Source organism: Nannocystis punicea, assembly GCF_026965555.1.
In the GTDB taxonomy this organism is placed as follows: domain Bacteria; phylum Myxococcota_A; class Polyangia; order Nannocystales; family Nannocystaceae; genus Nannocystis; species Nannocystis punicea.
Map to the genome: position 1 here is coordinate 7082439 of NZ_CP114040.1, position 25067 is coordinate 7107505.

Annotated in this window: 9 protein-coding genes; 1 reads left to right on the plus strand and 8 read right to left on the minus strand. The window is 72.5% G+C overall.

Going from position 1 to position 25067, the window contains the following annotated elements; genetic code table 11:
• Window positions 1-27 precede the first annotated feature (27 nt).
• The 3 genes from O0S08_RS27305 to O0S08_RS27315 all read right to left on the minus strand — a co-directional run bounded on the left by O0S08_RS27305 (window position 28) and on the right by O0S08_RS27315 (window position 13726).
• The gene (locus tag O0S08_RS27305; RefSeq protein WP_269032235.1) at window positions 28-10719 is read right to left on the minus strand and encodes a tetratricopeptide repeat protein; all 10692 of its coding nucleotides are present in this window, start codon (window positions 10717-10719) and stop codon (window positions 28-30) included.
• Between the two features lie 150 nt (window positions 10720-10869).
• Complete coding sequence (gene rlmB, locus O0S08_RS27310) at window positions 10870-11598, minus strand: 23S rRNA (guanosine(2251)-2'-O)-methyltransferase RlmB (RefSeq protein WP_269032236.1); 729 nt, start codon at window positions 11596-11598, stop codon at window positions 10870-10872.
• A gap of 301 nt (window positions 11599-11899) precedes the next feature.
• Window positions 11900-13726, minus strand: a complete 1827-nt coding sequence (locus tag O0S08_RS27315) for an ABC transporter substrate-binding protein (RefSeq protein WP_269032237.1) — start codon at window positions 13724-13726, stop codon at window positions 11900-11902.
• Between the two features lie 122 nt (window positions 13727-13848).
• On the opposite strand from O0S08_RS27315, the gene O0S08_RS27320 reads away from it, so the two are divergent.
• Complete coding sequence (locus O0S08_RS27320) at window positions 13849-15333, plus strand: tetratricopeptide repeat protein (RefSeq protein ID WP_269032238.1); 1485 nt, start codon at window positions 13849-13851, stop codon at window positions 15331-15333.
• Between the two features lie 961 nt (window positions 15334-16294).
• On the opposite strand, the gene O0S08_RS27325 is transcribed toward O0S08_RS27320, so the two are convergent.
• The 5 genes from O0S08_RS27325 to mgtE form a co-directional block, all read right to left on the minus strand.
• Window positions 16295-17062 (minus strand): FHA domain-containing protein, encoded by a 768-nt coding sequence (locus tag O0S08_RS27325; protein WP_269032240.1) that lies wholly within the window; start codon window positions 17060-17062, stop codon window positions 16295-16297.
• A 134-nt stretch (window positions 17063-17196) separates the two neighbouring features.
• Window positions 17197-20778, minus strand: a complete 3582-nt coding sequence (locus O0S08_RS27330; RefSeq protein WP_269032241.1) for a hypothetical protein — start codon at window positions 20776-20778, stop codon at window positions 17197-17199.
• A 4-nt stretch (window positions 20779-20782) separates the two neighbouring features.
• Window positions 20783-22717 (minus strand): YncE family protein, encoded by a 1935-nt coding sequence (locus O0S08_RS27335; RefSeq protein ID WP_269032242.1) that lies wholly within the window; start codon window positions 22715-22717, stop codon window positions 20783-20785.
• Window positions 22718-22747: 30 nt separating this feature from the next.
• Complete coding sequence (gene recO, locus O0S08_RS27340; protein ID WP_269032243.1) at window positions 22748-23509, minus strand: DNA repair protein RecO; 762 nt, start codon at window positions 23507-23509, stop codon at window positions 22748-22750.
• A gap of 30 nt (window positions 23510-23539) precedes the next feature.
• Window positions 23540-24898: a magnesium transporter gene (gene mgtE, locus O0S08_RS27345; RefSeq protein WP_269032244.1), complete on the minus strand. Its 1359-nt coding sequence runs from the start codon at window positions 24896-24898 to the stop codon at window positions 23540-23542.
• Between the last annotated feature and the right edge of the window lie 169 nt (window positions 24899-25067).

Sequence of the window (25067 nt, forward strand, 5' to 3'; positions counted from 1 at the left end):
GGCGCGCGGCCCGTCGCCCGGCGCGGCTCAGCCGGCGGCCTGGATCTCCCGGATCTTGTTGCCGAGCTCCGGGTGCTCCGGGTCCTCCTCGAGCCCGCGGCGGAGCATCGACAGCGCCTTCGACGTCTCCTTCAGCCCCAGGTGCGCGTTGGCGAGGCGGAGGTAGATGTCGCCGCGGCGGACCATGCCCGACTGGTCGACGTTCTGCAGCAGCATCGCGCGCGCCAGCTTGAGCGAGTCGTCCCACGAGTTCTGGTGGGCGTAGACGTCGGTGAGGAGCACCATGGTCTCGGCGTTGGTGGTGTCGATCTTGTAGGCGTCCTTGAGCTTGTCGAGGGCGGCCTTCATGTCGGGCGTCTCGCTGGCCAGGGCGATCCGGGCCATGCGAGTCAGGTAGTGCGCGAGCAGCTTGGTCTTCTTCGGCTGGGCCGAGGCGACCTGGACCAACCAGGCGTACATGCCGCCCGCGTCCTCGAAGCGGCCGCTGACGAACAGCGCGTCGGCGATCCGGCGGTTGATCTCGACGTCGTCCTGGACGACCTCGTAGACCGGGGCCAGCGCGCGCAGGGCCTCCTCGATGTCGCCGACCTTCTCGACCAGCAGGTCGACGCGCTCGATGATCAGCTTGCGCTGCTCGTCGCCGGCGGCGTAGCTGGCCAGGAGCGCCAGCAGGTACGCGACCTGCTCCCAGTAGCCCTCCTTGCGGCTGAGCTCGAGCAACGTCCGCGCCGCCTCGATGTTGGCCGGGTGCAGGTGGAGCGCCATCTCGAGGTGCTCGCGCTGCTTCTCCGGCGTCTCGGCCAGCCGCGCCAGGCGCAGCTGCAGGTCGGCGCCGACGGTCCCCTGCGGCTGCAGGGCCGCGGCGCGCTGCAGCAGCTCCTGCATCGCCGCGTCGTTGCCCTGCTGCTCCTCGACCGCGGCCAGGGCCATCAGCGCCGGGACCGAGTTGGGGTCGGTCTGCAGCAGCTCGTTCAGCAGCTCGCGCGCCTTCTCGGCCTCGCCGAGGCGCTCCGAGTACAGCTCGGCCAGCCGCAGGCCGACCTCGCGCCGCTGGTCGACGCCGCCGACCTCGCGCAGGACCGCCAGGAACTGCTCGAGCAGCTGCGAGAGGTCCTCCCACTTCTCGGCGCCCTCGTAGAGCCGCCACAAGGCGACCAGGCTCGGCGTGTGCCGCGGCGCCTCCAGCAACAGCCGGCGGTGACGCTCGATCGCCTCGTCGACGTCGTCGAGCTTCTCCTCCGACAGCACCGCCATCTCCTCGAGCACCGGCACGCGCTGGCCCGCCTGCAGCAGGTCGAGCTTGCGCTCGAGCACGTCCCGGACCTCGCGCCAGTTACCGAGCCGGCGCTGCAGGTTCTCGAGCTCCTGCATCGCCTGCAGGTCGTCGGGCCTGGCCCCGAGCATGTCGTTGTAGATGGTGACGGCCTCGTCGGTCTTGCCGACCTCGACCTGCAGGTGGGCCAGCTTGAGCCGCAGCGTGCGGCGCTCGGTGTCGTCGGCGGTGATGGTGATCCGCTGATCGAGCGCGGCGATCAGGCCGTCGACGTCCTGCGTCGCCTCGAGCAGCTGCAGCAGCCGCGTCCACGCCCACTCGTGGCTCTGGTCGAACTCGAGCAGCGCCCGCAGGTCTGCGATCGCCGTGATCGGCTCGGCCTGAGCCTCGGCGACGTTGGCCGCCTCCTGCAGCAGCGGGATCGACAGGTCCGGGTTGCTCGCCAGGCGGGCGTAGCGGACCAGCGAGTCGTGCAGCGTCGGCAGCTCGCCGGCCGCGCGCGAGGCCATGATCTGCAGCTCGAGCCCCTCGAGGCTGTCGGGGTTCTCGGCCAGCACCGGCGCCAGCGCGCGCAGGGCCGCGTTGTACTGGCGCAGGTCGCGGAGCAGGATCTTGGTCGTCTCGATGCAGAGCTGGCTGCACGAGCGCGAGTCCTCGCGGGCGGCGTCGATCGCCCCCGCCATGAACTGCACCGCCTTGATCAGCAGCTGCTTGTTGCCGGCCAGCGCGACCACCCGCTCGATCGCCAGCGGGTGCGCCGCGTCGAGCTGCAGCAGGTTGCCCCACGCCTCGAGCGCCTCGTCCGGCGACCCGCCGCCCTCGTCGACCAGGCGGCCGAGGTTCTCGAGCGCGGCGGCGCGGTCGGCCCCGGTCGCGCTCTGCAGGCGCAGCCGCGCCAGCTTGGCCAGGCCCGGCCGGTTGCCGGCCAGGTGGTACGAGTTCTCGAGCGGCTCGATGAGCGACGGACCGACCTCGGCGCCGGTCTTCTGCAGCCGGTCGAGCACGCGCTCGAGCCCGGCCACCGCGCCGGCGAAGCCGGGCCGCTCGTCGAGCGCGTCGCGGTAGGCCTCGGTCGCGCCGGTGAGCTCGCCGGTGTCGAACTCGGCGTCGCCGAGCCGCACCAGGATGTCGGCGCGGCCGGCTTGCCCGAGGGCCAGCTTGGCCGACTCGCGCAGGGCCCGGGCCAGCAGGCGCTTCTCGCCGCCGGCGCGGGCCAGGCGCTCGATGTGCCGCGCGGTCGCCTCGTCGGCGATCCCGGCGTCGAGCATCGCCGCCAGCAGGCCGAGCGCGCGCGCGCGGTCGCCGAGGATCTCCTCGGCCATGCCGGCCGCCGACTGGGCGACGAGCAGGCGCGCCGCCGGGTCGAGCGTCTCGACCGCGGCCCGCCGCGCCAGCGACTCGACGTGCTCCTCGGCCCTGTCCAAAAGGACAGACAGGCGCGCCGTGTACTCGAGGACAGGTCGCATCTCGTCGGCGGCGACGCGGTCGAGCAGCAGGTTGGAGGCCTCGAGGCTGCCCCGCGGATCGTTGAGCCGCTCGTAGCGGATCTTGGCCAGCTGGCGCAGCGCCTCGGCGGCCTCGGCCGGATCCTCGGTCAGCTCGGAGCGGGCCTTGTAGACCTCGGCGAGGTCGCCCCAGCGCCCGATCTGCTCGAGCTGCGGGATGACCAGCGCGGCCGCGGCGTCGGAGCTGGCCTTGTCGCGGACCAGCCGCATCAGGTCGCCGATCGCCTCGGAGTGCCCCGGCGTCACCTGGAACACCGACTCGTAGTGGGCCATCGCCCCGACCGAGTCGGCGATCGGGCCGATGTGCAGCCGCGCCACCTCGAGCAGCAGGCCGACCCGCCGCTCGCGGCTCGGCGCGATCGCGGCGCGCTCGAGGATCACGTCGCCGGCCTCGCGGTGGAGGTCCTGCGCCAGCAGGGCCGCGGCGAGCATCCCCAGCGCCTCGTCGTCCTCGGGCGCGTCGAGCAGCAGCTGCCGCAGCGCGTCGATCTCCGCCTCGCGGTCGGAGCGGGCCTCCCGATGGATCTTGGCCAGCTCCTTGCGCAGCGCGGTGCGGACCGCGGGGTCGTCGGCCGCGTCGATCTGGCGGCCGATGACCGCGATCAGCAGGTCGTAGGCGCCGCGGGCGGCGTACAGCCGGCGCAGGCGGTTCATCGCGTCGGTGCTGTTGGGCTCGATGTCGAGGATCCGCTGCCACACGCCCTCGGCGGCCTCCGGCTGGCCGAGGCCCTCCTCGACCAGGCGGGCCAGGCGGCGCAGCAGGACGATCCGGTCCTCGTCGTCCTCGGACACGGCGACGCGGCGCTCGAGCACCCCGCGCAGGCCCTCGAAGTCGGCCAGCCCGGCCAGCGCCTCGTCGAGGAGCGCGAGCACCTCTGGCTGATCGGGCATGACCTCGAGGGCATGTCGCAAAGTACCGGCGGCGCCGAAGTTGTCGCCGATGTCGATGGCGATCTGCGCGGCCTGCAGCTCGAGCGAGACCCGGCGGTCGGCGTCGGACTGCAGCGTCTCGGCCTCGGCGGCCATCAGCAGCGCCTGGCGCAGCTCGTCGAGCCAGCCGTGAGTGCGCGCGATCTGCTGGATCTCGGCGTCGAGCGACTCGAGCACCCCGGCCGGGCCGGGCTCGGCGAGCGCGCGCGCAAGGGTGCGGAACGCGTACGCCTGGCCCTGGTCGAGGCCGCCGTAGTAGGCCGCGATCTCGCGGTAGATCTGGTGGCGCTGCGCCGGGTCTTCGGTCTGCGTCAGCTGCCACTCGTCGACCGCGATGAGGCGCATCGTGTTGCCGGTCGCCTCGTAGATCGGGCGCAGGACCGCGAAGATCCGCACCCGCTGGGCGTCGTGGGCCTCGGCCATGCGCTCGAGCGCCCCGACCGCGCCGTAGTTGGCCGGCTGCTCGGTCAGCAGCGTCTCGACGGTGTCGAGCGCCGCGTCGACGCTGGCGAGCCGCCCCTCTTGCAGGTCGGCGATGTTGAGCAGGACCACCTCGCGCTCGCCGGGCGACTCGGTGCGGACCAGCCGCTCGCGCAGCAGCTCGATGAGGTCGTCCCAGCGCTCGCGCTCGGCGTAGACCCGCTCGAGCCGCGAGCGCGCGGCCTCGTGATCGGGCTGGGCCTCGAGCACGCGGCGGTAGGCGCGGATCGCCTGGTCCGCGTCGTCGAGGATCCCGAGCGACAGCTCGGCCAGGCGCTGCAGCACCTCGAGCTGCCGCTCCTCGTCGAGCGAGGTGTCGGCCTCGTGCCAGTAGGCAGTCGCCAGCTCGGGGTACATCTCGGCCTGCGTCAGCGCCACCTCGAGCGCCGGGAACACCGTGCGGTCGTCGGGGCGGGCCTCGATGAGGCGCTGGTACAGCGGCACCGCGCGGCGCGGCTGGCCGAGCGCCACCGACCACAGCTCGGCGGCCTCGCGCACGATCGCCAGCGTCTCGTCGCCCTCGTCGTCGGCGTTGTCCTCGGCGTACTTGGTGTAGAGCTGCGCCAGGTCCTCGACGCGGCCCAGCGCGTGGGCCAGGCGGTTCAGCAGCTCGCGGACGCTGCGGTCGGTCGGGGCCTCGGCGAAGGCGCGGCCGGCGGTGGTGAAGGCGCCCTCGAGGGCCTCGATCTGGTCCTCGTAGATCCGGGCGATCTTCAGGAGGATCGGGATCCGGGTGTGGAGGTCGTCGCCGGCCTCGAGCAGGCGCAGCTCCTGGATCTGGATCAGGCGCGGCCAGTCGCCGACGGCGGTAAACACCGGCTCGAGCTGAGCGATGACCTGCGGGCGGAGGTCTTCGTCGGCCATGTAGCGCCCCAGCTGCTCGGTGCCGACGACGTAGTCGGGGTCGGCCTTGAGCGCCTCGGCGAACTGCCGCAGGCCCTCGCTGAGGTCGCCGAGCTGCTCGCGGTAGAGCTGGGCCAGACGCAGGTGAGTGTCGACCAGCTCGCGCCCCGACAGACCCTCGAGCCGCCGGCGCAGGAACTCCGCCAGGTCGCCCCAGCGCTCGGTCTTCTCGTACAGCGGCCCGAGCACCGCCTGGACCTCGTCGCCGCGCTGCGCGGCGGCGGATGTCTTTTGGTACAGGTCGATCGCGTCCTCGAGGCGGTCGAGCTTGGTGCGGTGCAGCTCGGCCGCGCGGATCAGGAACGCGTCGCGCACCAGGTCGCTGTCGCTGCGGTCGGCCCGGCGGACCAGCAGCTCGGCCAGCGCGGAGAAGTCGCCCTCCTCGAGCAGCACCTGCTCGAGCGCCTCGGCCGCGGCGATGTCGGCCGGGCTGGCGTCGAACAGGCGCTCGTAGGCGCGGCGGGCCGAGTCGTTGCGGCCGAGCACGCGGGCGATGCGGCCGATCGAGCCGAGCATGCGGTGCGCGACCGTCGAGCTGCTGACGTTGTCGACGTGCTTGAGGTAGGCGTCATGGACCTCCTCGTGGCGGCCGAGCTCGTTGCCGAGGCGGTCGATGCGGTCGAGCACCTCGACGATCTCTTCCTGCTCGCCGGCCTCGGCCAGCGAGTCGACCAGCACCTCGAAGGACCGCCCGGGATCGCTGAGCCGCTCCTCGTGGGTGCGGGCGACCTGCAGCAGCGCGAGCATGCGGTTGCGACCGGCCGGCTGATGACGGGCCTGCCGCTCCTCGAGGTCGAGCAGCGCGCGCCAGTTCTGCTCCGACTCGTAGAGCGGATACAGCACCGCGATCACGCGGTCGCGGATCTCGTCGCGCGACAGGTACTCGGTCAGGGTGGCGCGGGCCCGCTGGTCGCGCGGGTCGAGGCGCAGCACCTCCTCGAGCAGGTCGGTGGCGTCGGCGTAGCGGCCGAGCTTCTCGCCGACGACCTCGGCGGCGCGGCCGAGCAGCTCGGCCTTGCGCTCGTCGTCGGTGGCGAGGGCGATCAGGCGGCGCAGGCCCTCCTCCGCGTCGGGCCAGCGCTCGAGCTCGATGTTGAGGCGGACGATCGCATCGAGCGCGGCCTGCGTCTCCTTCGGCGCGACGGCGAGGTCGACGATCCACTGGAACGCCTCGATCGCCTGGTGCGGATCGCTCAGGTGGTCGCGCTGGATCTCGCCGACCTTGCGCCACAGGCGGGCCTGCTCGAACGGGTCGTCGGTGCTCATCACGCGCTGGCGCAGCACGCGACACAGCGCCTCCCACTCGCCACCGTCGACGTAGATCCGCTCGAGGGCGTCGAGCGCCTGGAAGTTGCCGGGGTCGATGTCGAGGACCTCGACGTAGGTCGACGCGGCGCCCTTGAGGTCCTCGAGCTTGTCGGCGTGCAGCTCGGCGATCTCGAGCAGGATCCGGACCTGCTCGGCGTCCTTGTCGATGTAGCGCAGGAGGCCGCGCAGGCCCTCGACCAGCGCCTTCGCGTCGCCGGCCGCGCGGTGCAGCCGGGTCAGCGCCAGCGTGGCCCGCTTGGCCAGGTCGACGTCCGCCGGCTCGAGCGCGAGCAGGTCGGCGTAGGCCTTGCGCGCGCCGTCGCGGTCGTCGAGGTGAGCGTCGAGCACGACCGCGATCCGTGACAGCAGCTCGATCTTCGAGTTGTTGTCGGGCAGCTTGGCGAGCGCCTGCTGCCACACCTCGACGAGCTCGCGCTGCTTCTCGAGCTCGACGCCGAGGCGCTGCAGCTCGGTGCGCGCGTCGGCGCGGCGCGGGTCGAGCAAGTAGGCCTCGCGCACCGCCGCGAACGCGGCCTCGGCGTCGCCGAGCTCGTTCTCTTCGATGCGGGCGATCTCGAGGAGGTGCGCGGTGGCGGCGTCGGTCGAGCCGAGCGACTCGGCCTGGGCCCGGCGCACGCGCAGCACCCTCACCTGCGCGCCGTGGTCCTTGATCGCGGTGTAGATCGGCTCGAGCAGGTTGGCGACCTGGAGCTGGACCTCGGGGTGGTCGAGCAGGCGCTCGAGCAGCTTGCGCGCCGCCTCGTGGTTCGGGTCGGCGACGATCACTCCTTGCAGCAGATCGACCGCGCCGTAGGCGTCGCTCAGCTTGTCCATGCGCAGCCCGGCGCGCCGGGCGGCCAGGTCGTGGCGCTCGGCGTCGTCCTCGACGCGCTCGGCCCAGCGGCCGAGCAGCTCCTCGAGCGCGTAGTGGTCGTCCTGGCGCTCGCTGAACTCGTACATGCCGGCCACCGTCGCCATCGCGCCGAGGTCCTCGGGCACGAGGTCGAGCAGCTCCTCGGCGGTGCGGGTCGCGACCTCGCGGTCGTTCAGCACGTCGCGGGCGATGGCGATGATCTTCTCGAGCAGGCGCTTCTGCTCGGCGGCGTCGAGGACGATGTCGGCGCGGCGGCGGTAGAGCTTGAGCAGCTCGCCGTGGGCGCCGCGGCGGGTCAGCAGGTCGTCGAGCGCGTGGTAGGCCGTCTCGTGGCTCTCGTCGCGGTCGAGCAGCTCGGCGAACGCGGCCTCGGCCTCGTCGTACTGCTGGAGATCGTCGCGCAGGGCGACCGCGCGGGCCAGCAGCAGGTCCTTGTAGAGCGCCTGGTGCTCCTTCGACACCTGGCGCCCCTCGGCGTCGGCGGCCTCCTCGGCCCGGCGCATGTTCTGCAGGATCTGCCCGTACGCGCTGGCGACCAGGTCCATGCGCTGCAGCTCGCGGCCGGTCCGCTCGACCTCGCCGCGCAGCGCGGCGTCCTCGGGGTTCATCACGAACAGCTCGCGGCGGACCCGCAGCGCGTCGCCGCGGCGGCCCTCCATCTGGCCGTACAGCGTGGCCAGGCTGGCCAGCTGGTTCGCCCGCACGGCGGCGTCGGGCTCGGCCATGGTGATGACCTCCATCGCCTCGGCCTCGCGACCGTGGTCGTGGACGCTGCGGTAGTACGGCAGCAGGCCGCGCATGATGGCGAGCGCGCTCGACGGGTCGAAGCGGCGCAGCACCTCGAGGGCGTCGATCGTCGGCAAGTGATCGGGCTCGAAGTCGAGGATCTGCAGGAAGCCGGCGATCGCCTTCTGCGAGTTGAGCAGGCGGGTCGCGTGCAGCTGCGACAACTCGAACAGCACCGAGATCTGGTCGTTGCCGAGGTCGCCCGAGTCGAGCCGGCGCTGCAGCACCTCGGCCAGCTCGGCCCAGCGCCCGCGGGCGCGGTAGAGCCGGGTCAGCGCGTCGAGGGCCTCGTTGTCGCCGGCGGCGAGGCCGAGGATCTCGCGGTAGGTCTCGATCGCGGCGTCGAGGTCGCCGACCTTGTGCTCCTGCAGCGCGCCGACGCGGCGCAGCAGCGGCAGGCGCACGTTGTTCTCCTTGGTGACCGACAGCCGCGTGAGGAACACGCCGGCGAGGTCGGCCCAGCGCGAGGTCGCGGTGTAGATCTCCTCGAGCGCCGCGTGGGCCACCTTGTTGGCCGGATCGAGGTCGAGGATCTGGCGGAAGAACCGCTGCGCCTCGAGCGGCTCGCCCAGGCGCTCGCGGGCGATCGTCGCCAGCTTGTCGAGCAGCTCGAGCCGCTCGGCGTTGTCGCAGTCGGCCGCGGCGATCCGGCGCTCGTAGATCGCGCTCAGCTCGGACCAACCGTCGGCCCGCCCGGCCGCGGCCTCGAGCCCGGCGCGCAGCACCCCGTCGGTCGGGCGCAGCTCGTAGGCCCGCGCCGCCCACTGCAGCGCCTGCTTCGGGTCGTTCAGCTTCTGTAGGGCGATGTCGCGCATCACCGCGATCAGCTCGAGGCGGTCGTCGTCGTCGGCCGCGCCGGCCAGCAGCACCTCGTAGGCCGCCAGCATGCGGGTCCAGGCGCCCTGCTCGCGGTAGATCGGCAGCAGCTCGCGGGCCACCGCCAGGTCGGTCGGGCGCAGCGCGAGCACCCGCTCGAGCGCCGCGAGCCCGCGCTCGGGCGCGTTCAGGCGGTCGCGCGCGAGGCCGGCGATCCGCTGGTAGAGCGCGATCTTCGGCTCCTCGTCGGCGAGTTGGTCGGCCGCGGCGTAGAGCACGTCGAGCACCTCGCCGAGGCGGCCTTGCGCCTCGTACAGCGCCACCAGATCGTCCCAGCGGCCGGCGGACACGTAGGCCTCGCGCAGCGCGGTGCTGGCCTCGTGGTGGCTCGGGTCGAGGCGAGCGACCGCCGCCCAGGTCTCGATCGCCGCCTCGGGCTGGCCCAGCCGATCGGCCTGGAGATGCGCCAGACGGCCGAGCAGCTCGACCTTGCGGACCGGGGCCGCGGCGGCGTCGATCTGCCGCCGCAGGATGTCGGCCGCCTCGGACCACCGGCCCTCGCGCTCGTAGAGGTCGATCAGCGCGACGAAGGCCTCCTCGACGTCGCCGTGCTGCGCGAGCACCTCGCGCCAGCCTGCGATCGCCTCTGCGCGGTCGTTCAGCTTCTCCTCGGCGATCCGGGCCAGGGCGATCCGGAGCTCGCAGGCCCGCTCGCCGCTGGCGCTGGCCAGCTCGTCCTTCCGCAGGTCGATGAGCGCGCGCCAGTCCTTGCGCAGCTCGTGGATCCGGGCCAGCGCGTCGCGGGTCTCGCGGTCGTCCGGCGCGAGGCGCAGCGCCTCGTGCAGCGGCTCCATACCCTTGCTGGTGTTGTCGAGCTGGTCGACCCAGATGTTGGAGATCCGGCGCAGCATGTCGACCTGGCGCGGGACGTCCTTCTCGTTCCGCGCGGCGTCCAGCAGGCGGCCGTAGACGGTGAGCAGGTCGTTCCAGCGGCCGGACGCGCCGTAGGTGTCGGCCAGCGCCTTGATGGTGGCGGCGTGGCGCGGGTTGATCTCGAGGATCCGCTGCAGGGTCGCCAGCGCCATCGCGTCGAGGCGCAGCGCGTCGCGGTACAGCTCGGCGATCTCGAGCAGCCGCGTGATCCGCTCGTCGCGGTTCTCCGGCCGGTCGGCCACGCGGTCGAACTCTTCCTTCAGCAGCTCGACCAGCGCCGTCCACTTCTGGCCCTCGCGGTACAGCCGCTCGAGCGCCTTGGCGGCCCGCGGGTCGTAGCCGTCCTCCCGCAGCACCGAGCGCCAGACCTCGATCGCCCGGTCGATGCTGCCGAGCTTCTTCTCCGCGAGGTCGGCCATCTCGTGGGCCAGGGCGAAGCGCTGGTCGGTGTCTTCCTTCTTCAGCGAGCGACGCGCCTGTACCAGCACCTGCATGAGCTGGCTCGCGTCGGCGTCGGCCGAGAACATCTCGCGATAAAAGGCGAGGATCTGGGGGTTGGCGGGCTCGTTGCGGCGGACCCGGCGGAAGTAAGGCTCGGCCTGGGCCGACTGGCCGGACAGCCGCCACACCACCACGCCCGCGAGCAGGGCCACGTCGTTGCCCGCACCCTCGCGCGGAGCTTTCTGGGCCGCCAGCTTCGCGGCCTCGACGACCTCCTCGTTGCTGGCGCCGTCGAGGATCATGCGGCCCATCACCTTCGCGGCGGCGTCCCCGGAGCCGGGGTCCTGCTTGGCCTCGGCGCGCGCCGCCGCCAGGTCGACCGATGCCAGCGACGCGGCGAGTTCACTGCGCCGTGCCGGGTCAGACGGTTGGGTCAGGAACTGAAACAGGACGGAGCGGAGTTCGGACATAGAAAGCCTCAAGGGGCGACGCCACGGGGGGGCGTCCGCCGTGCGAGCGGCATGCGAAGGCTGCCATAGGGTGGCGAAGATTTGCGGCCTCCGCTAGGTCCTAATGCAGTCCCGCCGCGAGATCGCGGCGCGACTCGGACGCCCCCGGATTCACCCGCCGTCCCGCTCGATCGGGGTCTCGGCCGGAGCCGGCGTGCAGAGGGTCGCGAGCGCCACCGCGGCCGCAGCGGAGACGTTGAGCGACGCGACTCCGCCCGCGCCCGGGATGGTCGCAAGAAAATCACAGGAGTCGCGAGTCAACCGGCGCAGGCCCGCCCCCTCGCTGCCGAGCACGAGCACGAGTTGGTCCGGCATGCCGTCCGCGGCCAGGCGGCGCAGGTCCGCGCCGGCCTCGGCAACCGTGCCGACCACCCAGAAGCCGACCTCCTTCGCCCGCGCCAGCGCGCGCGCCAGGTTGGTCACCTGACACAGCGGCAACCTCTCGGTCGCCCCCGCCGACGCGCGCACCACCGTGGGCGTCACCGCCACCGACCGGTCGCGCGCCCAGAACACCCCGGTCGCCCCGAAGAATTCGGCGCTCCGGACGATCGCCCCGAGGTTGTGCGGATCCTGCACACCATCGAGCGCAACAATCAGTTGTTTCGCACCTTTGGGTGGTTTGACTTCGAGTAGTTCCTCAAGGTCCCAGGCGCGCGGCGGGCGGGCGATCGCCACCACCCCGCGCGCCAGCTCCGGCGAGATCACCGCGGCGATCGCGTCCGGTGTACAGACATCGATCGTGACGCCGGGCGAGATGTGCCGCCGCAGCTCGAGCTCGTGCCCCGGGAGCGCGAGGATCCGCCGGACCCGCCCAGGAGCGCCGCGCAAGAGCTCGACCACGGCTCGCTCACCCGGCACGAGGTAGTCGTCGCGGCTGACCGAAGGCCCGCGCCGGTCGCCGCCGGGCCCATCCCCTGCACGCGGCCCCCGCGAGCCCTCGCCGAGCCGCGCGTCGGCGTCCCGCGAGCCCGATGCACCCGTCGGACGACCCCCGGAGGCGCCTTCCGGGCGCCCGCCGCCTCGCTGTCGCGGCGACGAGCTTTGCGGGCCGCGCGGGCCTCGACCGGGCTCAGCCGGCGCGCCGTGGCGCCCGCGGGCCTCGCCGCCGCGCGAGGGCTCGGAACGGCCTGAAGAGCGCGCGTCAGCGGCCCTGGGGGCGCTCCGCGGGAGTGAGCGAGACGGCCGATTCGGTCGCGACAAAGCGACCGCTTTCTACCCTGAGCACGGCCGCCGCGGGAGGGGGCGCAGCCTCGGCGCCGGCCCAGGCCTGGGCGACGGCGCGGTAGACCAGCCAGGCCTGATCCGGCGGCGCCTCGCCTTCCATCGCCGTGTACGCCTCGGTGAACTCGGCCGCCTCCGGCGTCTCCCAGCCCACCGGCGCCACCAGGACGCCCTCCAGCACCTCGTGACCGGGGCCGATCGCCGCGGGCGAGCAGCCCTCCGCGGTCGACAGCACGGGCACGCCCGGTTGCTTGGGGCGGTCGATGACGACGCCGTCCCGGACCATCTGCCGCACCACCAGCTCGACCCGCCCGAGCTGATCGGGGATCAGGACGGCCGCGGTCTTGAGGCTCGAGCGGACCGGCTCCAGGACCTTGCTGAAGCTGGTCGTGTTGGCAGGATAATAGATTGTTTTCAACGATTTCACTCCCATTTTCGGAAGTGATTTCTCGAAGGCGGCCACGGCGCGTTTCCCGTACGCGTTGTCGGGTGCGAGGATCACCGCGGTGGTGCGGTTCGCGCGGCCCACCGCCTGGGCCAGCGCCGCGGCGCGGGCCTCGATCGTCGGCGCCACGCCGGAGACTTGGCCTGCGCCCTCGCCCGGGACTACCAGCCGGACCCGGCCGCCGCTGGCGGCGGCGACCTCGGCGGCGGCCTCGACGTTGCCGGGGCCGACCGGGCCGACCAGCACCGAGGCCCCGGACGCCAGCAGCGCCGCCGCCGCTTGCTTGGCCTCGGCCGGGCTCGAGCCGGCGTCCTCCCACGCCACCTGCAGGTTGCTGCCCGCCGGACCTGCGAGCACCCGCACCGCTGCGGTCGCGGCCGCCAGCTGGACATCGGCCAGCCCGGCGAACTTGCCCGAGCGCGGCAGGAGCAGCCCGATCCGCGGCGGCCCGCCGGTGCTCGCGACCTGGCAGCCGCTGACCCACGCCGGTGCACCCGCTGGCGCGCTCCGGCCCGCCCGCACGAGCAGGCACTGCGCGGCCGCGGTCCCGGCGGCCTTGCGCGCGGCCTCCTCGAGCGCGGTCGCGTCGAGGCCGCGCCACTGCTCGCGCATGCGGGCCTCGGCGAGAGCGGCGGCGGCGCTGCCGTCGGGCACGAGCTCGCGCCACTGCGCGTAGGCCAGCGTCGCGCCCGCCCGATCGCCGAGTCGCTCGCGCGCTCGCGCGGTGGCGGCGAGGAGATCTGGACCGCGGTCGCCCTTGGTCGCGGCGGAGATGGCCTGCAATGCGGCTTGAGGATCCCCGACCTCCGCTTCGGCGAGCGCACGCGTGCGGCCGAGGTCTTCGGCCAGCTCGCGCTCTGCCGGGGCGAGATCGATCCCCTGCGCGCGGGCCTTCGAGACATCGTCGAGGCCCGCGCGCGCCGACGCCAGCGCCGCCGCGTAGTCACCGCGCTCGAGGTTGGCGTTGGCCTTCAACTGTTGCGCGGCCAGGCGGAGGTTGAGCGGCGGATCGCGGGCGAGCAGACGATCGGCCGCTTCGACCACCGCGGGGCCGGACGGGTCTTTCTCGTGAGCGGCCTGCACGGCGTCCCACTCGCCCTGGAACGCCGGATCGACGCGGCCGGGATCGACGGCGCGGGTCGCCTGTCCCGCCGGACCGACGGCCTGCGATCCACGACAGGCGCCGAGCACGGCGACCACCACCGCAGTGTGAAGGAGCGCTCGCCCGAGCGGGCCTCCGAGCAACTTGTGGGGGCCAGGGCCCGGCGCACCCGGTCGCAATCGTGCGGGCAATCGGCTCATGGCTGGCGAGCATACGCCGGGCGCGTCGACGGGCCCAAGCAATCGGCCATGCGTCCGCGCCGAACTCGGCCGCGCGCGAGCGCCGTCCGAACCACGGCACGCCGTGCTATACGAAGCGGACCATGTCGATCGGCGACGGGGAAGACCTCGACGACTCCGGCTTCGGCGAGACCAGCCGTTACGCGGCCCACCTCGACCGCGGGTGGTCTCTGCTCGATCGCGCCGACTACGAGGCGGCGCGCCAGTCTGCGCTGCAGGCCCAGCGGATCCGCCCCGACGCCCCGGACGCCGCGGTGCTGCTCGGCGCGATCGCCCTCGCGGAGGGCGATCCCGTCGAGAGCCTGCGCTGGTACGACCAGGCCATCGAGCTCGATCCCGACTACTTCGAGCCGTACGCCGCCGCGGCCCAGATCGCCCTGTTCGACCTCGGCGACGCCGCCCGCGCGCTGCAGTTCTGCGACGACGGCCTCGGCGTCGAGGCGGTCAGCGCCATCGACGCCCTCGACCTCGAGCTGCTCGGCGCCGAGTGCCTGGTCTCGCTCGGGCGCGACGAGGAGGCGCGCGCGCGCCTCGACGCCCTGCGCGAGCACCCGCTGTTCGCCGCGATCCTGCGCGCCTCGATCGAGGCCGGCGACGCCGAACAGGGCGAAGAGGACATGTCCTTGAGTTCATCCGCGTCGCAGACCGAGACCGAGCTCGACGGCGGGGTCAAGCGTCGCCGCCGCCGGCCGACCGCGCGCGAGGACAGCGAGGAGCGCAACGACGCCGACGCGGACGCGGAGGAGACCGAGGCCGCGGAGGCCGCCGAGGCCGCCGAGGCCGCCGTCGCCGAGCTCGACGAGGACGAGGACGGCGAGCCGCTCGACGAGGAGGAGCGCAGCGCTCAGGTCCACCGGGTGCTGCAGTTCATCCTGCGCATGTGCCGGTTGTGGCTCGACCTCGGCGCGCCCGAGTCGGCGCTGCCGGCCCTGCGCGCCGCGGCCGAGCGCTTCCCCAACAACGGCGACGCCTGGCACCTGCTGAGCGAGGCCGAGTACGCCCGCGGCGACGCGCGCGCCGCCTGCCACGCGGCCTTGCGGGTGTACCGGCTCGACCAGCAGCACGCCCCGCCGAAGTGGTTGCCGAGCCCCGCGCAGCTCCACCGCAAGGTCGTGCAGATCCTCAGCAGCTGCCCCGACGAGACCCTGCGCGAGCTCGGTCAGCGGCGCGCCGCGCTGGTGCTCCTCGTCCACGAGGTGCCCTCGCTCGAGCTGGTGCTCGAGGGCGTCGATCCGCGGATCAGCGCGCTCAGCCTGGCGACCCGCGGCGGCGGCGACGACGAGCCGCCCGAGCTGACGGGCCTGGCGATCTACCGCCGCAACCTCGTGCGTCTGGCCCGCTCCGCCGAGCAGTTCGACCACGAGCTGCGCTTCGCCGTGCTCGAGGAGCTCGCCAACTTCTTCCAGCTCAGCGACGCCCGCCGCGAGCGCCTCGGCCTGCCCCCGCTCGCCAGCGACCTCGACTTCGCCGACGACGAACCGCCGCCACCGCCACCGCCCGCCGTCGAAGAGGACGAGCCCGCGGCCCCGCGTCGGCGCCGGCGCAAGAAGAAGCGCATGCACTCCTGAGCCCGCGTCGGCGCAAGGACGCGGCAGGCGCTCCTGAGCCCGCATCTGTGCGTGCTCTTGAGCCGGCGTCGGCCCATCGAGAACAGGCGCATGCAGCGACGCGGACGCTCGCCGCTCGCGTGGCGGTAGCGCCGGGCGCTGACAACGACATGTCCGTGAGGACATGTCCTGAGCACCAGCGGCGTCCCCACCATCCGTCACAAGGAAAGCGATCCCAGGACGTCGCTTGCGCGGTCTCCAGTCGCGGCGAGCCCTGCGAGCTCGCGCGTTCGGCGGAGGCCTCGTACCTGGCCGCGGGGCCAGGTCGATTGCTGCCCTGTCCCCTCCTCCCGCACTCCGCTCGCGCTGCGCGACCGCCCTCCCGCACTCGGGCATAAAGGTCCTCCCGCGCTCCGCTCGCGCTGCGCGACCGCCCTCCCGCACTCGGGCATAAAGGTCCTCCCGCGCTCCACTCGCTCTGCGCGACCGCCTCCCGCGCTCGGGCATAAAGGTCCTCCCGCACTCCGCTCGCGCTGCGCGACCGCCTCCCGCGCTCGGGCATAAAGATGCTCGGAGCTCCGAGCGGCGCGTCGATGTCGGGACTTGTCACGGGTCTCCAGTCGCGCCGAGTTCTGCTTACCGCATCACGCTCCATCTCGACGAAGGCCCATCAACATGGCCTCTCGGCCAGGTTGATGGCTCCGCCCCCCCTCGTCACCGCGCTCGCACTCTGCACGGCCGCCTCTCCCGAAGGCCCCCGCTGCAACCCGAAGTCTGCCCCGCCCGCTCGCAGTGCTCGCCGCAACTTCGACTGCTCGCACGTCACCGCCTCGCCACGCTCGTCGCAGCTTCGTCCGGCTCGTCCGCGATCCGTGAGATCCGGACCCTCGTCGCGTCGACGCACAACGCTCGATGCCAGCAGCACGAGCGCCCACGCAACGCACAGCTCACCCGCCAGACATCGAGCGAGCGAGCAGCAGGCTCAGGGCCCGCCGAACGCGTCGCTGAACTCGGCGATCGTCGACATCAGGCCGCGGGGCACGTCGACGCCGTCGCGAGCCATCTCTCGCAGCGTGCGCTCGTAGTCCTCGAGGCCGGTGCCGGGGATCCGGGTGATCCGATCGAGCGCGCCGCGGAGCTGCTCGATGATCTCGTCGGGCATGAGCCAGCCGTGGACGGCGTGCAGGCGGAACACGCGGTCGAGCCACACGCCCGAGGATGACTTTTGGGCCAGGGCGATCAGGCACACCACGCACGACTTCGCGGTGGGGTGGTCGACCGGCACGCTCGAGCCCATGAGCTGATTGGTCAGCGCGAGCGCGTAGCGCTCGGCCTCCTTGATCTTGCCCATGTTGAGGCTCTTCTGGACCAGCTGGCTGATCAGCGAGGGGAACTGGGTCTCCTCGTGCGGGCCGATGGTCTTGCGCAGGCTGTCCATCGGATCGTCGACCGGCGCCTGGCTGCCGTCGCTGATGATGGCGATGACCTCGCGGCCGATCTTGAGGTTGTCGCCGTGGACCAGCTGCGTCTTCACGCGACCCGGCAGGCGCTGGCCGTTGAGGAACGTGCCGTTGCTGCTGTCGAGATCCTCGACCTGCAGCTCGTTGGCGGACACGTGCAGGCGCGCGTGGTAGCGCGAGGTCAGGTCGTCGTCGAGCGTGAAGAAGCAGTCGCTCATGCGCCCGACCAGGTGGGACCCAGTGGGGAGGGACAAGGTGCGCCCCCCGAACTTGATCTTGAACTGCGGCACCGCGGCGCTGATGGTAACGCAAGTGCCGGGGCCCCCCCAAGCCTCACCGCGCTGCTGCATGCCCCCAGGCCCCGCCGGCCGAACGGCGGTACTCCCGCCCGGACGCGCCCGCGGGGACCGCCGGGCCGGCGTTCCTAGCGGACCAAGAACTTGACGTCGGGCTGAACCTGGCCGCCGGCGAGGGTCACGCGGACGACCTGCCCGCGGGTCGTGCCACCCGCGCTGTCGACCACGTACACGGTCGACAGCTCGGGCGCGTTTACGACCCGGGTCGGGCCGGTCAGCGTCACGCTGGCCGTGACCACGTTTGCGTCATAGGGCGCATACCCCGCCTTGGTCCCGAACGACTCACGGGCGCGGCCGGGGATCCGCGAGCGCTTGAACTCGGCGAACTCGGCCGGCCAGAGCGCGTCGTCGGTGCCCGGGATCGGCGCGGAGAGATCGAGCAGGCTCGTCAGGTCGAGCACCAGGCTCATCATCGGGTTGCTGTAGCGGATCGCCGGGACCGGGCGCTGGCCGTCGTCGGCCGGGCCGTACTTGAAGAAGTGGTAGATCGCGTTCGGCGTGTTGCTGTCCAGCGTGGCCGGCCGCTCGACGTCGATGAAGCAGGGGTTCGGCGCCGCCCCGTCCGGCTGCTCGCCGCCCGCGGGGCAGCTGGGGATCGGCCACAGCGAGTTCTGGCGCATGTCGGCCTCGTCCTCGCCGAGGCGGATCCGGCTCGTCAGCAGGTTCGAGACCTCCGGATCCTCGTAGCACTCGTTCGACTCCGGGTCGGCCTTCACCTTCTGCGGCAAGAAGTCGTACGGCCCGCGGACGATGAAGCTGTTGCGAGCCAGCACCTGGTAGCGGATGAGCTCGCGGAAGCACTCCGGCCCCGGCAACGCCGTCAGCCCGCAGTCCTCGTCGGGCCCGCACGGGCGCTTGCACAGGCCGTCGAGGCACAGCGGATAGTCGGGCGTCAGCGCCGCGCAGTCGGCGTGGGTGTTGCAGCCGTTGTCGGGCTGAGCTGGCCCGCAGGACAGGCGGCTCTCGCACTCGATGAAGCCGGGGTCGCCGATGAACCCGTAGTCCGGCGAGCAGCACGGGAGGGCCCCGTCCTGGCCGCAGTTCGGCTCCTCGGAGAGCCGCGCGCAGGTCGACTCGCCGTCGACGGTGCGACCCTCCACGTGGTCGCCGCGGCACAGCGCCTCGCGCTCCTCCTCGGTGACCGGCGACGACGCGCTCGTCCCCTCCGGCCGCATCATCACGTACGAGTCGACCGGTCGGTCGAGCACCTGCAGCCACAGCTCCTGCTGGAACGCCCGCGTGATCGCCCACTCGCGCCGCGCCGCGCCGCAGTCGTCGCGCAGGAATGGCCGGCAGATCTGCAGCAGCTCCTCGCGCGACGCGCCGTACGACACCTCGGACACGCACAGGCCGGGCGAGCCCGCCGGCGCCTGCGGATCGAGCAAGCAGTACTGGCCGGCGCCGCAGTCGGGGTCCTCGTTGCAGCCGAGGATGAACAGCTTGTCGCCGCCGAGCACGCCGCGCTCGCAGAACTGGGCCGTCTTGTCGACCAGGCGCGTGTCGCCGGCCGTGGTGCTGAGGCACGTGCCGCCGGCCCAGCCCGGCTCCTCGCACATCAGCTGACCGCTCGTGCTCGTGGTGCCGGGGATCTCGCCCTCCCAGAACAGATTCCAGGTGCCGCTCACCCAGGCCGCGTAGTCACGCACGACCGCGCGCACGACGTCGTTCTCGTAGAGGCCCGACGCCATGACGTCGTCGTCTTCTTCGGTCTTGGCCAGGCGGTCCTGCTCGCGCTCGGACACCGGTGGCGACAGGGCCGGGCCGATCTGCTCGCAGAAGCCGGAGTTCTCGCCCTCGCCCTTGAGGCAACGGACGTCGTCGCAGTCGTTGTCGTCGTCGCAGGCGACGCGCGTCTCGTAGGCGCGGTCGATCCGACGCAAGCTCGGCGACAGCGTGCGCGTCACCGTCGAGTCGGCGAGCCCGGTCGGCAGCAGGCGATCGGGGACCTTGTCCTCCATGCGCGGCAGCGACTCGATCGCGGTCGTCGGCAGCGTCGGGTCGACGTTCGGCCACAGCGAGTGCGGCGGCACGTAGGCGTCCATGATCCCGAGGAAGTCGTAGGTATCGCTGACGCCGCGACGGCCCTGGAACTGGTCGAACACGCCGAACACCAGGCGACCGAAGCTGGTCGACGCCACGCCGACCACGCCGGGGCCGGTGAACGGCGACGAGATCACGCGCCCCTCGGCCGACGCGTCGACGGTGTCGGCGCTGGCCGACGGGCAGCGATCGGCGCTGCCGCCGGCCGCGGTCACCTCGTTCGCCGAGTACCACTTCTGGAACGTCCAGTCGGTGATGAGCGAGCCGTTGGGCCCGCGGATCCCCGGCCCTCGCGCGAACGGCCGCCGGTCGGGCGGGTTCTCGCCGGGGAACTCCGCCGGATGGCACGCAGTGTTCGTCACCACCGTCGGGTCGACCTGCGTGTCGCACTCGCTGCCGAGCTCCGTGCGGTTGACGCTGAAGTCGCGCTGCACCACGCGGGTCGAGCCGTCGCCGGCGATCACGTAGAGGAACTGATACGGGTCGAACGTGTCCGGGCCGCTCGCCATCATCATCGGCGGCGTCGGGCGGATCGCCGAGATGCCCTGCGCGTCCGGCAACTCGAACTCGAGCGGGTCGTCGGTCCACGACTTGCCGTCGTAGCGGATCTCGTAAATGTTGTCGGACCCGAGCCCGCCGACGTACAGCGACACGTCCTGGATCTGCAGGTCGGCCTCGTCGACGCAGCCGGTCGCATCGCCGGGCGGGGTCACGAGCGCCATCGCCAGCGGGTACATGCCCTCCGGGTCGCCGGTGGGCGCGCTCGCCAGAGCGTCGGCGTAGTCGGGATCCTCGAACTGCTCGGCGCAGTCGATCGGGCACACCGGATCGGCGCCGGTGTCGACCACCGTGATCGCGTCGTTGTTCGGGTCGCGGACGAACTGACGGCTCTGGAGGATCCGCTGCGTCCGCAGGTCGACCTCCGCGATCAGCTGGCACGACGGGAACGTGACGTACACGCTGCCGGGGTTGGCCGGGTCGCAGCCCTGCCGCGGGTCGCCGCTGTTGCTCAGGTCGGGCGGCACCGACAGCACCTGGCCCGGTCGCGCCCCGAGCGGCGTGCCGTCGGCCCGGCGCGGAACCACCGTCGACACGTAGGCCGCCGGGTCGTCCTCGGGCGGCTCCTCGAACGCGTACGAGGCCAGGCCGGTGACGTCGAGCACGCTGAGGTCGCAGCTGCCGAGGTTGCCGGACACTGCGAAGCAGCCCGACTGCAGGCCGGTAGTCGCCGTCATGCTCGACGGCACCTCGCCGGCGCTGATGAGCTGCGGCCCCGGGGCGCCGATGTTCATGTCGATGACCGAGCCGGAGCAGCGGCTGAACATCGCAATGTCGTTGCGCTCCGAGTTGGCGACGAAGCCGACCAGCCGCAGGTCGCCGCACACCGACTCGGCCACCGCGTCGGAGCACTGCTCGAGCGACTGCGGGACGAGGTCCCCGTTGGTCTCCCTGCGGACGCACGCCAGCGCGACGTCCAGCGGACGGTCGAGCACGCGGTTGGGGATGACCTGGTTCTGGCGGTTGCCGCAGCTCGTCCCGCCCGCGGCGAGCACGACGAGCGCGGCGAGGGCCGTGAAGTTCACACGCGTGTGGGCGGGGCGGCGGGTCATCGAACTAGCGCTTGTAGGGCGTTTGCAGGCCGACGCGGGCGATCTCGGCGAAGCGCGTCGGGCGGTCGCGGGCGATGTCGATCACGCTGACGGTGGCGTCGAGGGTGTTGCCGACGTAGAGCAGCTGCCGCGCCCGGTCGACGACGACCGGGTGCGGGCCGGCGCCGGTGGCCACGTTGGCGACCACGCGGAAGCCGGACAGGTCGACGATGAACACCTCGCCCGGCGTCGGGCACGACACCGCCGCGTACTCGTTGGCGCCGTCCTCGAACAGCGCCATGCGACTCGGCCCGCTGCACAGCTCGACCAGACCGGCCGACTCGTCGCGCGTCTCGCCGCGCGCATCGACGCTGGTGTCGACGAACAGCAGCGCGCCCGGGCTGCTCTGCACCGCGAACAGCCGCCGGCCGTCGCGCGAGAAGGCGATGTCGCCCATCTGCCCCGAGCCCTGCGGCACCGTGAAGCCGACCGCCGACGTGAACCCGGCCGAGAAGATCTGCGGCGTGCACAGCAGCGCGCCCGGCTCGCCCTCCAGGACCGGCTCGGGCGCGTCGATGCGGTTGCCCTCGGCGTCGATCGGGTTGCCCTCGGCGTCGAGCCGCGGGTCGCCGATGCACACCTGGTCCTCGGTCGGCAGCGCCTCGTCCGGAGTGAGGCGGGCGAAGAACAGCCCGGTGCGGAAGCTGCTGTAGATCAGCGGGCGCCCGCAGTCGACCGGCTCGCCCTCGGCGTCGACCGGCACCTTCGTCACGTTCGGCACCTCCGCGCTGCCGGGCACACATGGCCTTTCGGCCATCCCCCAGCCGCCGCCGCCGAACGAGTCGCCGATCAGGAACACCGACCGCGCGTCGACGATCATCGGCTTCGTCCCCGGCGGCACCGGCTCGGGCTCGGGCGGCGCGCCGGTCGTCGACGTGCCGCTCGCGTCGGTCGTCGTCGCGTCCGTCGTCGTCGCGTCCGTCGTCGCGTCCGTCGTCGACGTGTCCCCGGTGCTCGACGTGCTCGACGTGCTCGACGTCGTCTCCTCGCCGCCGGTCGCGTCCGGGTTGGCCGGCAGCTGCCCGCCGACCGGGAACGCCAGGTCGATCAGCACCACCTCGGGCGTGGTCGCGAACGTCACGAACGCCCAGTGACGCAGCTTCGACACCAGGATGTTCGACGGCTCGGGCCCGATGCGGGCGTTGTCGCCGTCGTCGAAGGGGTAGCGCAGCGCGTGCGAGTCGTCGCCCGAGCGGGCGCAGCGGCCCGAGTCGAACAGGTCAGTGGTGCCCTGCCCGCACTCGAACGACAGGTCGGTCGGCGCCAGCGGTCGCTTCGGGTCGAACGGCTCGAGGCCGCCGCGCAGCTCGATCCACGTGACGCTCGGGTCGGCCTTGACCGTCGCCAGCAACAGCGCCTCCTTGGCGCTCCGGTTCCAGCCCGCCAGCGCCGTGATGAAGCTGCCCATGCGCACCGACAGCGGCTTGTCGGCCTCGTCGTCGCCGTCGACGTCGACGTGCGCGATCACCTGCGTGTCCTCGCACTCGATCACCTGCGGGCGGAACGCCGCGTGTCGACACGGCGTCTCGGCGTCGACGTCGGCGCCGATGTCCTGCACGCTGGCCCGGATCCCGCACGGATCCTCCTTGGCGGCCGCGCTGCACGTGCCGTCGTCGACCTTGTGCAGGCACAGCTTCGGGCAGTTCATCCACGCGTCGAAGAATCGGTCGAGATCGACGGCCACCAGCGAGCCGGCGTTGTAGGCCAGGTTGCTGTTGGCGTTGGCGACGAACAACCACCGCGCCGTCGCGTCCTCCGGGACCCGCGGGTCGAGCGTCAGCGCCGCCGGGAAGTAGATCCCGGCGTTCTCGGCCGAGATCCCCTGATTGCGCCGCTCACAAGCGCTCAGTGCGGCGAGCACCGCCAGCGCACACGCGAACGCAGACTTGGGGCGCGACATCGGCGGGACCCTAACACAGCCGCGCGGCACCTACACCCCCTCCGCGCCGGCGTCGCGCGGCAGCGCGGCGAAGAACGCCTGCGCGTGCAGCGGACGCCGCAGGTGTGAGCGGACGATCGACTGGATCGCGTCCCGCACCGCCCTGCGCAGCGACGCGGGGGCCGCGGCCAGAGCCGCCGGATCGCCGCCGGCCTCGAGGTGCTGGATCGCCGCCAACGCGCTCGTCGGCAGACGCGGCGCCCCGCGCTCGTGCTCCAGGCACAGCACCCCGCCGCGCGGCCCGTCGAACGCCGCGCTCTCGTCGCCCCCGACCTCCGAGCCGCACACGCAGCAGCACGTCAGCGCCGGCGACAGACCCAGGCAGCGCAGCAGCGCCAGCTCGTACTGGCGCAGGTGCAGCGCCTGCGGCGCCCCGCCGATGACCTGCTCGAGCGCCAGGCACAGGGCCGCGAACAGCTCCGGGTCGGGGTGCCGCGCGAGCACCAATTCGTCGGTCAGCTCGCACAGATAGGCCACATAGGCGAAGCGCGTCAGGTCGGCGCCCACCGGCGCGTGAGCGGCGGTCGCGTCGAAGCTCTCGAGCCGGAGCAGCGCCCCGCGCCCGCGGGCGATCGCCGCCACCCCGCGCATCCCCGGGGACAGCCCGCCGGCGAACCGCTTCTTCGAGTTCCGGGCCCGCGCCGCCGCCGTCTCGAGCTTGCCTTGCTCCGGCGTAAGCACGATCGCAATCAGGTCCGCCTCACCCAGCGGGCGCGTGCGGAGGATGACGGCGGGCGTGGACTGCGACTGCATGGCGCGGTGACGGGAGGACAACCACCTCGATCAGCCGGTGATTCCGAGCAGCACCGTCGCCAACCAGAAGTAGAAGAGGAGGCCCAGGATGTCGACCGACGTGGTCACGAACGGCCCCGTGGCCACCGCCGGGTCGATGTTGAGCCGGTTCATGAGCAGGGGCACGCTGGTGCCGACCGCGGCGGCGATCATCATGCTGCCCATCATCCCGAGGGTGATGACCGCGCCGAGGTGGACCGGGTCGCTGCTGGTCGCGCCGAGGAACGGCGCCGCGACCGCGATCCCGGTCCCGTAGAGCGCGCCGAGCGTCGCGCCGAGCGCCACCTCGCGGAGCACCAGCCTGCCGAGGCGATTGGTCTCGACGTACCCGACCGCGAGCCCGCGAACGACGATCGTCGAGCTCTGGGTGCCGACGTTGCCGCCCATGCCGGCCACCACCGGCATGAACAGCGCCAGCGCCGGCACCGCCTGCAGCGCCCCCTCGAAGCCCTGCAGCGACGCCGCCACCAGCAGCCCGCCGGCCGCGGCCGCCAGCAGCCAGGGCATGCGCGCGCGGAAGCTGGCCCCGAAGTTGCGGGTGTCGACGAGCATCTGTCCGGCGCCCGCCATCTTCAGGATGTCCTCGGTCGCCTCTTCGCGGACGACATCGAGGATGTCGTCGATGGTGACCACGCCGAGCAGCCGCCGCTGATCGTCGACCACCGGGATGCCGACCAGATCGTAGCGGCTGGCCAGCTCCGCCACTTTCTCCTGATCCGTCTCCGCCGTCACCGACACCAACTCGGTCGTCATGACCGCGTGGATCGGCATGTCCGGCTTGCTGCGCACCAGCTGCCGGAGCCCGATCACCCCGACCAGCCGATCATGTTCGTCGACCACATAGAGGTAGTGGACGTGCTGCGGCAGGTCGTCCGCGGTCTGCACCATCCGGGTCGCTTCCGCGATCGTAACGTCGTGGTGGATCGAGAAGACGTCGGGCGACATGATGCCGCCGGCGGTCCGCTCTCCGTACGCCAGCAGCTCCTCGAGCGCGTGCGCGTCCTCGACGTCGTAGTGGGCCAGGATCTCGCGCAGCCTGGCCTCGTCGACGCGACCCAGGATGTCGGCCGCGTCATCTTCCTGCAGGTCCCCGAGCAGCCCCGCCGCCTCTTCCGGCGCCCGCCGGCCGATCAGCTCCGCCGCCACCTCGTAGCGCATCGCCGCCAGCACCTGCGGCCGCCGCTCCGCCGGCAGCGCCTGGAACACCAGGTCCTGCTCGTGCGGCTCGAAGTTGTCGAGATACCCCGCGACCTGCACTGCATCGAGCCGCGCGAGCGCCCGTGCGACCCGCCGCGGATCACCCGCGTGGACCAGGCGCGCCAGATCGTTTTGGTTGAGCGCCGGCGTCATGCGGGCGCCACTATACGCGGCCGACCGCGAGCAGGCGCCAATCCGTGCCCAAACACCGCTCCGCAGCCCCCAACGTCGATTGTACCGTCATGTGCCGGAGTTCGCGCGACCCCCAGAGCCTCGTCCTCGTCTTCCTCTACTTCTTCTTCCTTTAAGAAGGAGGGCGCTC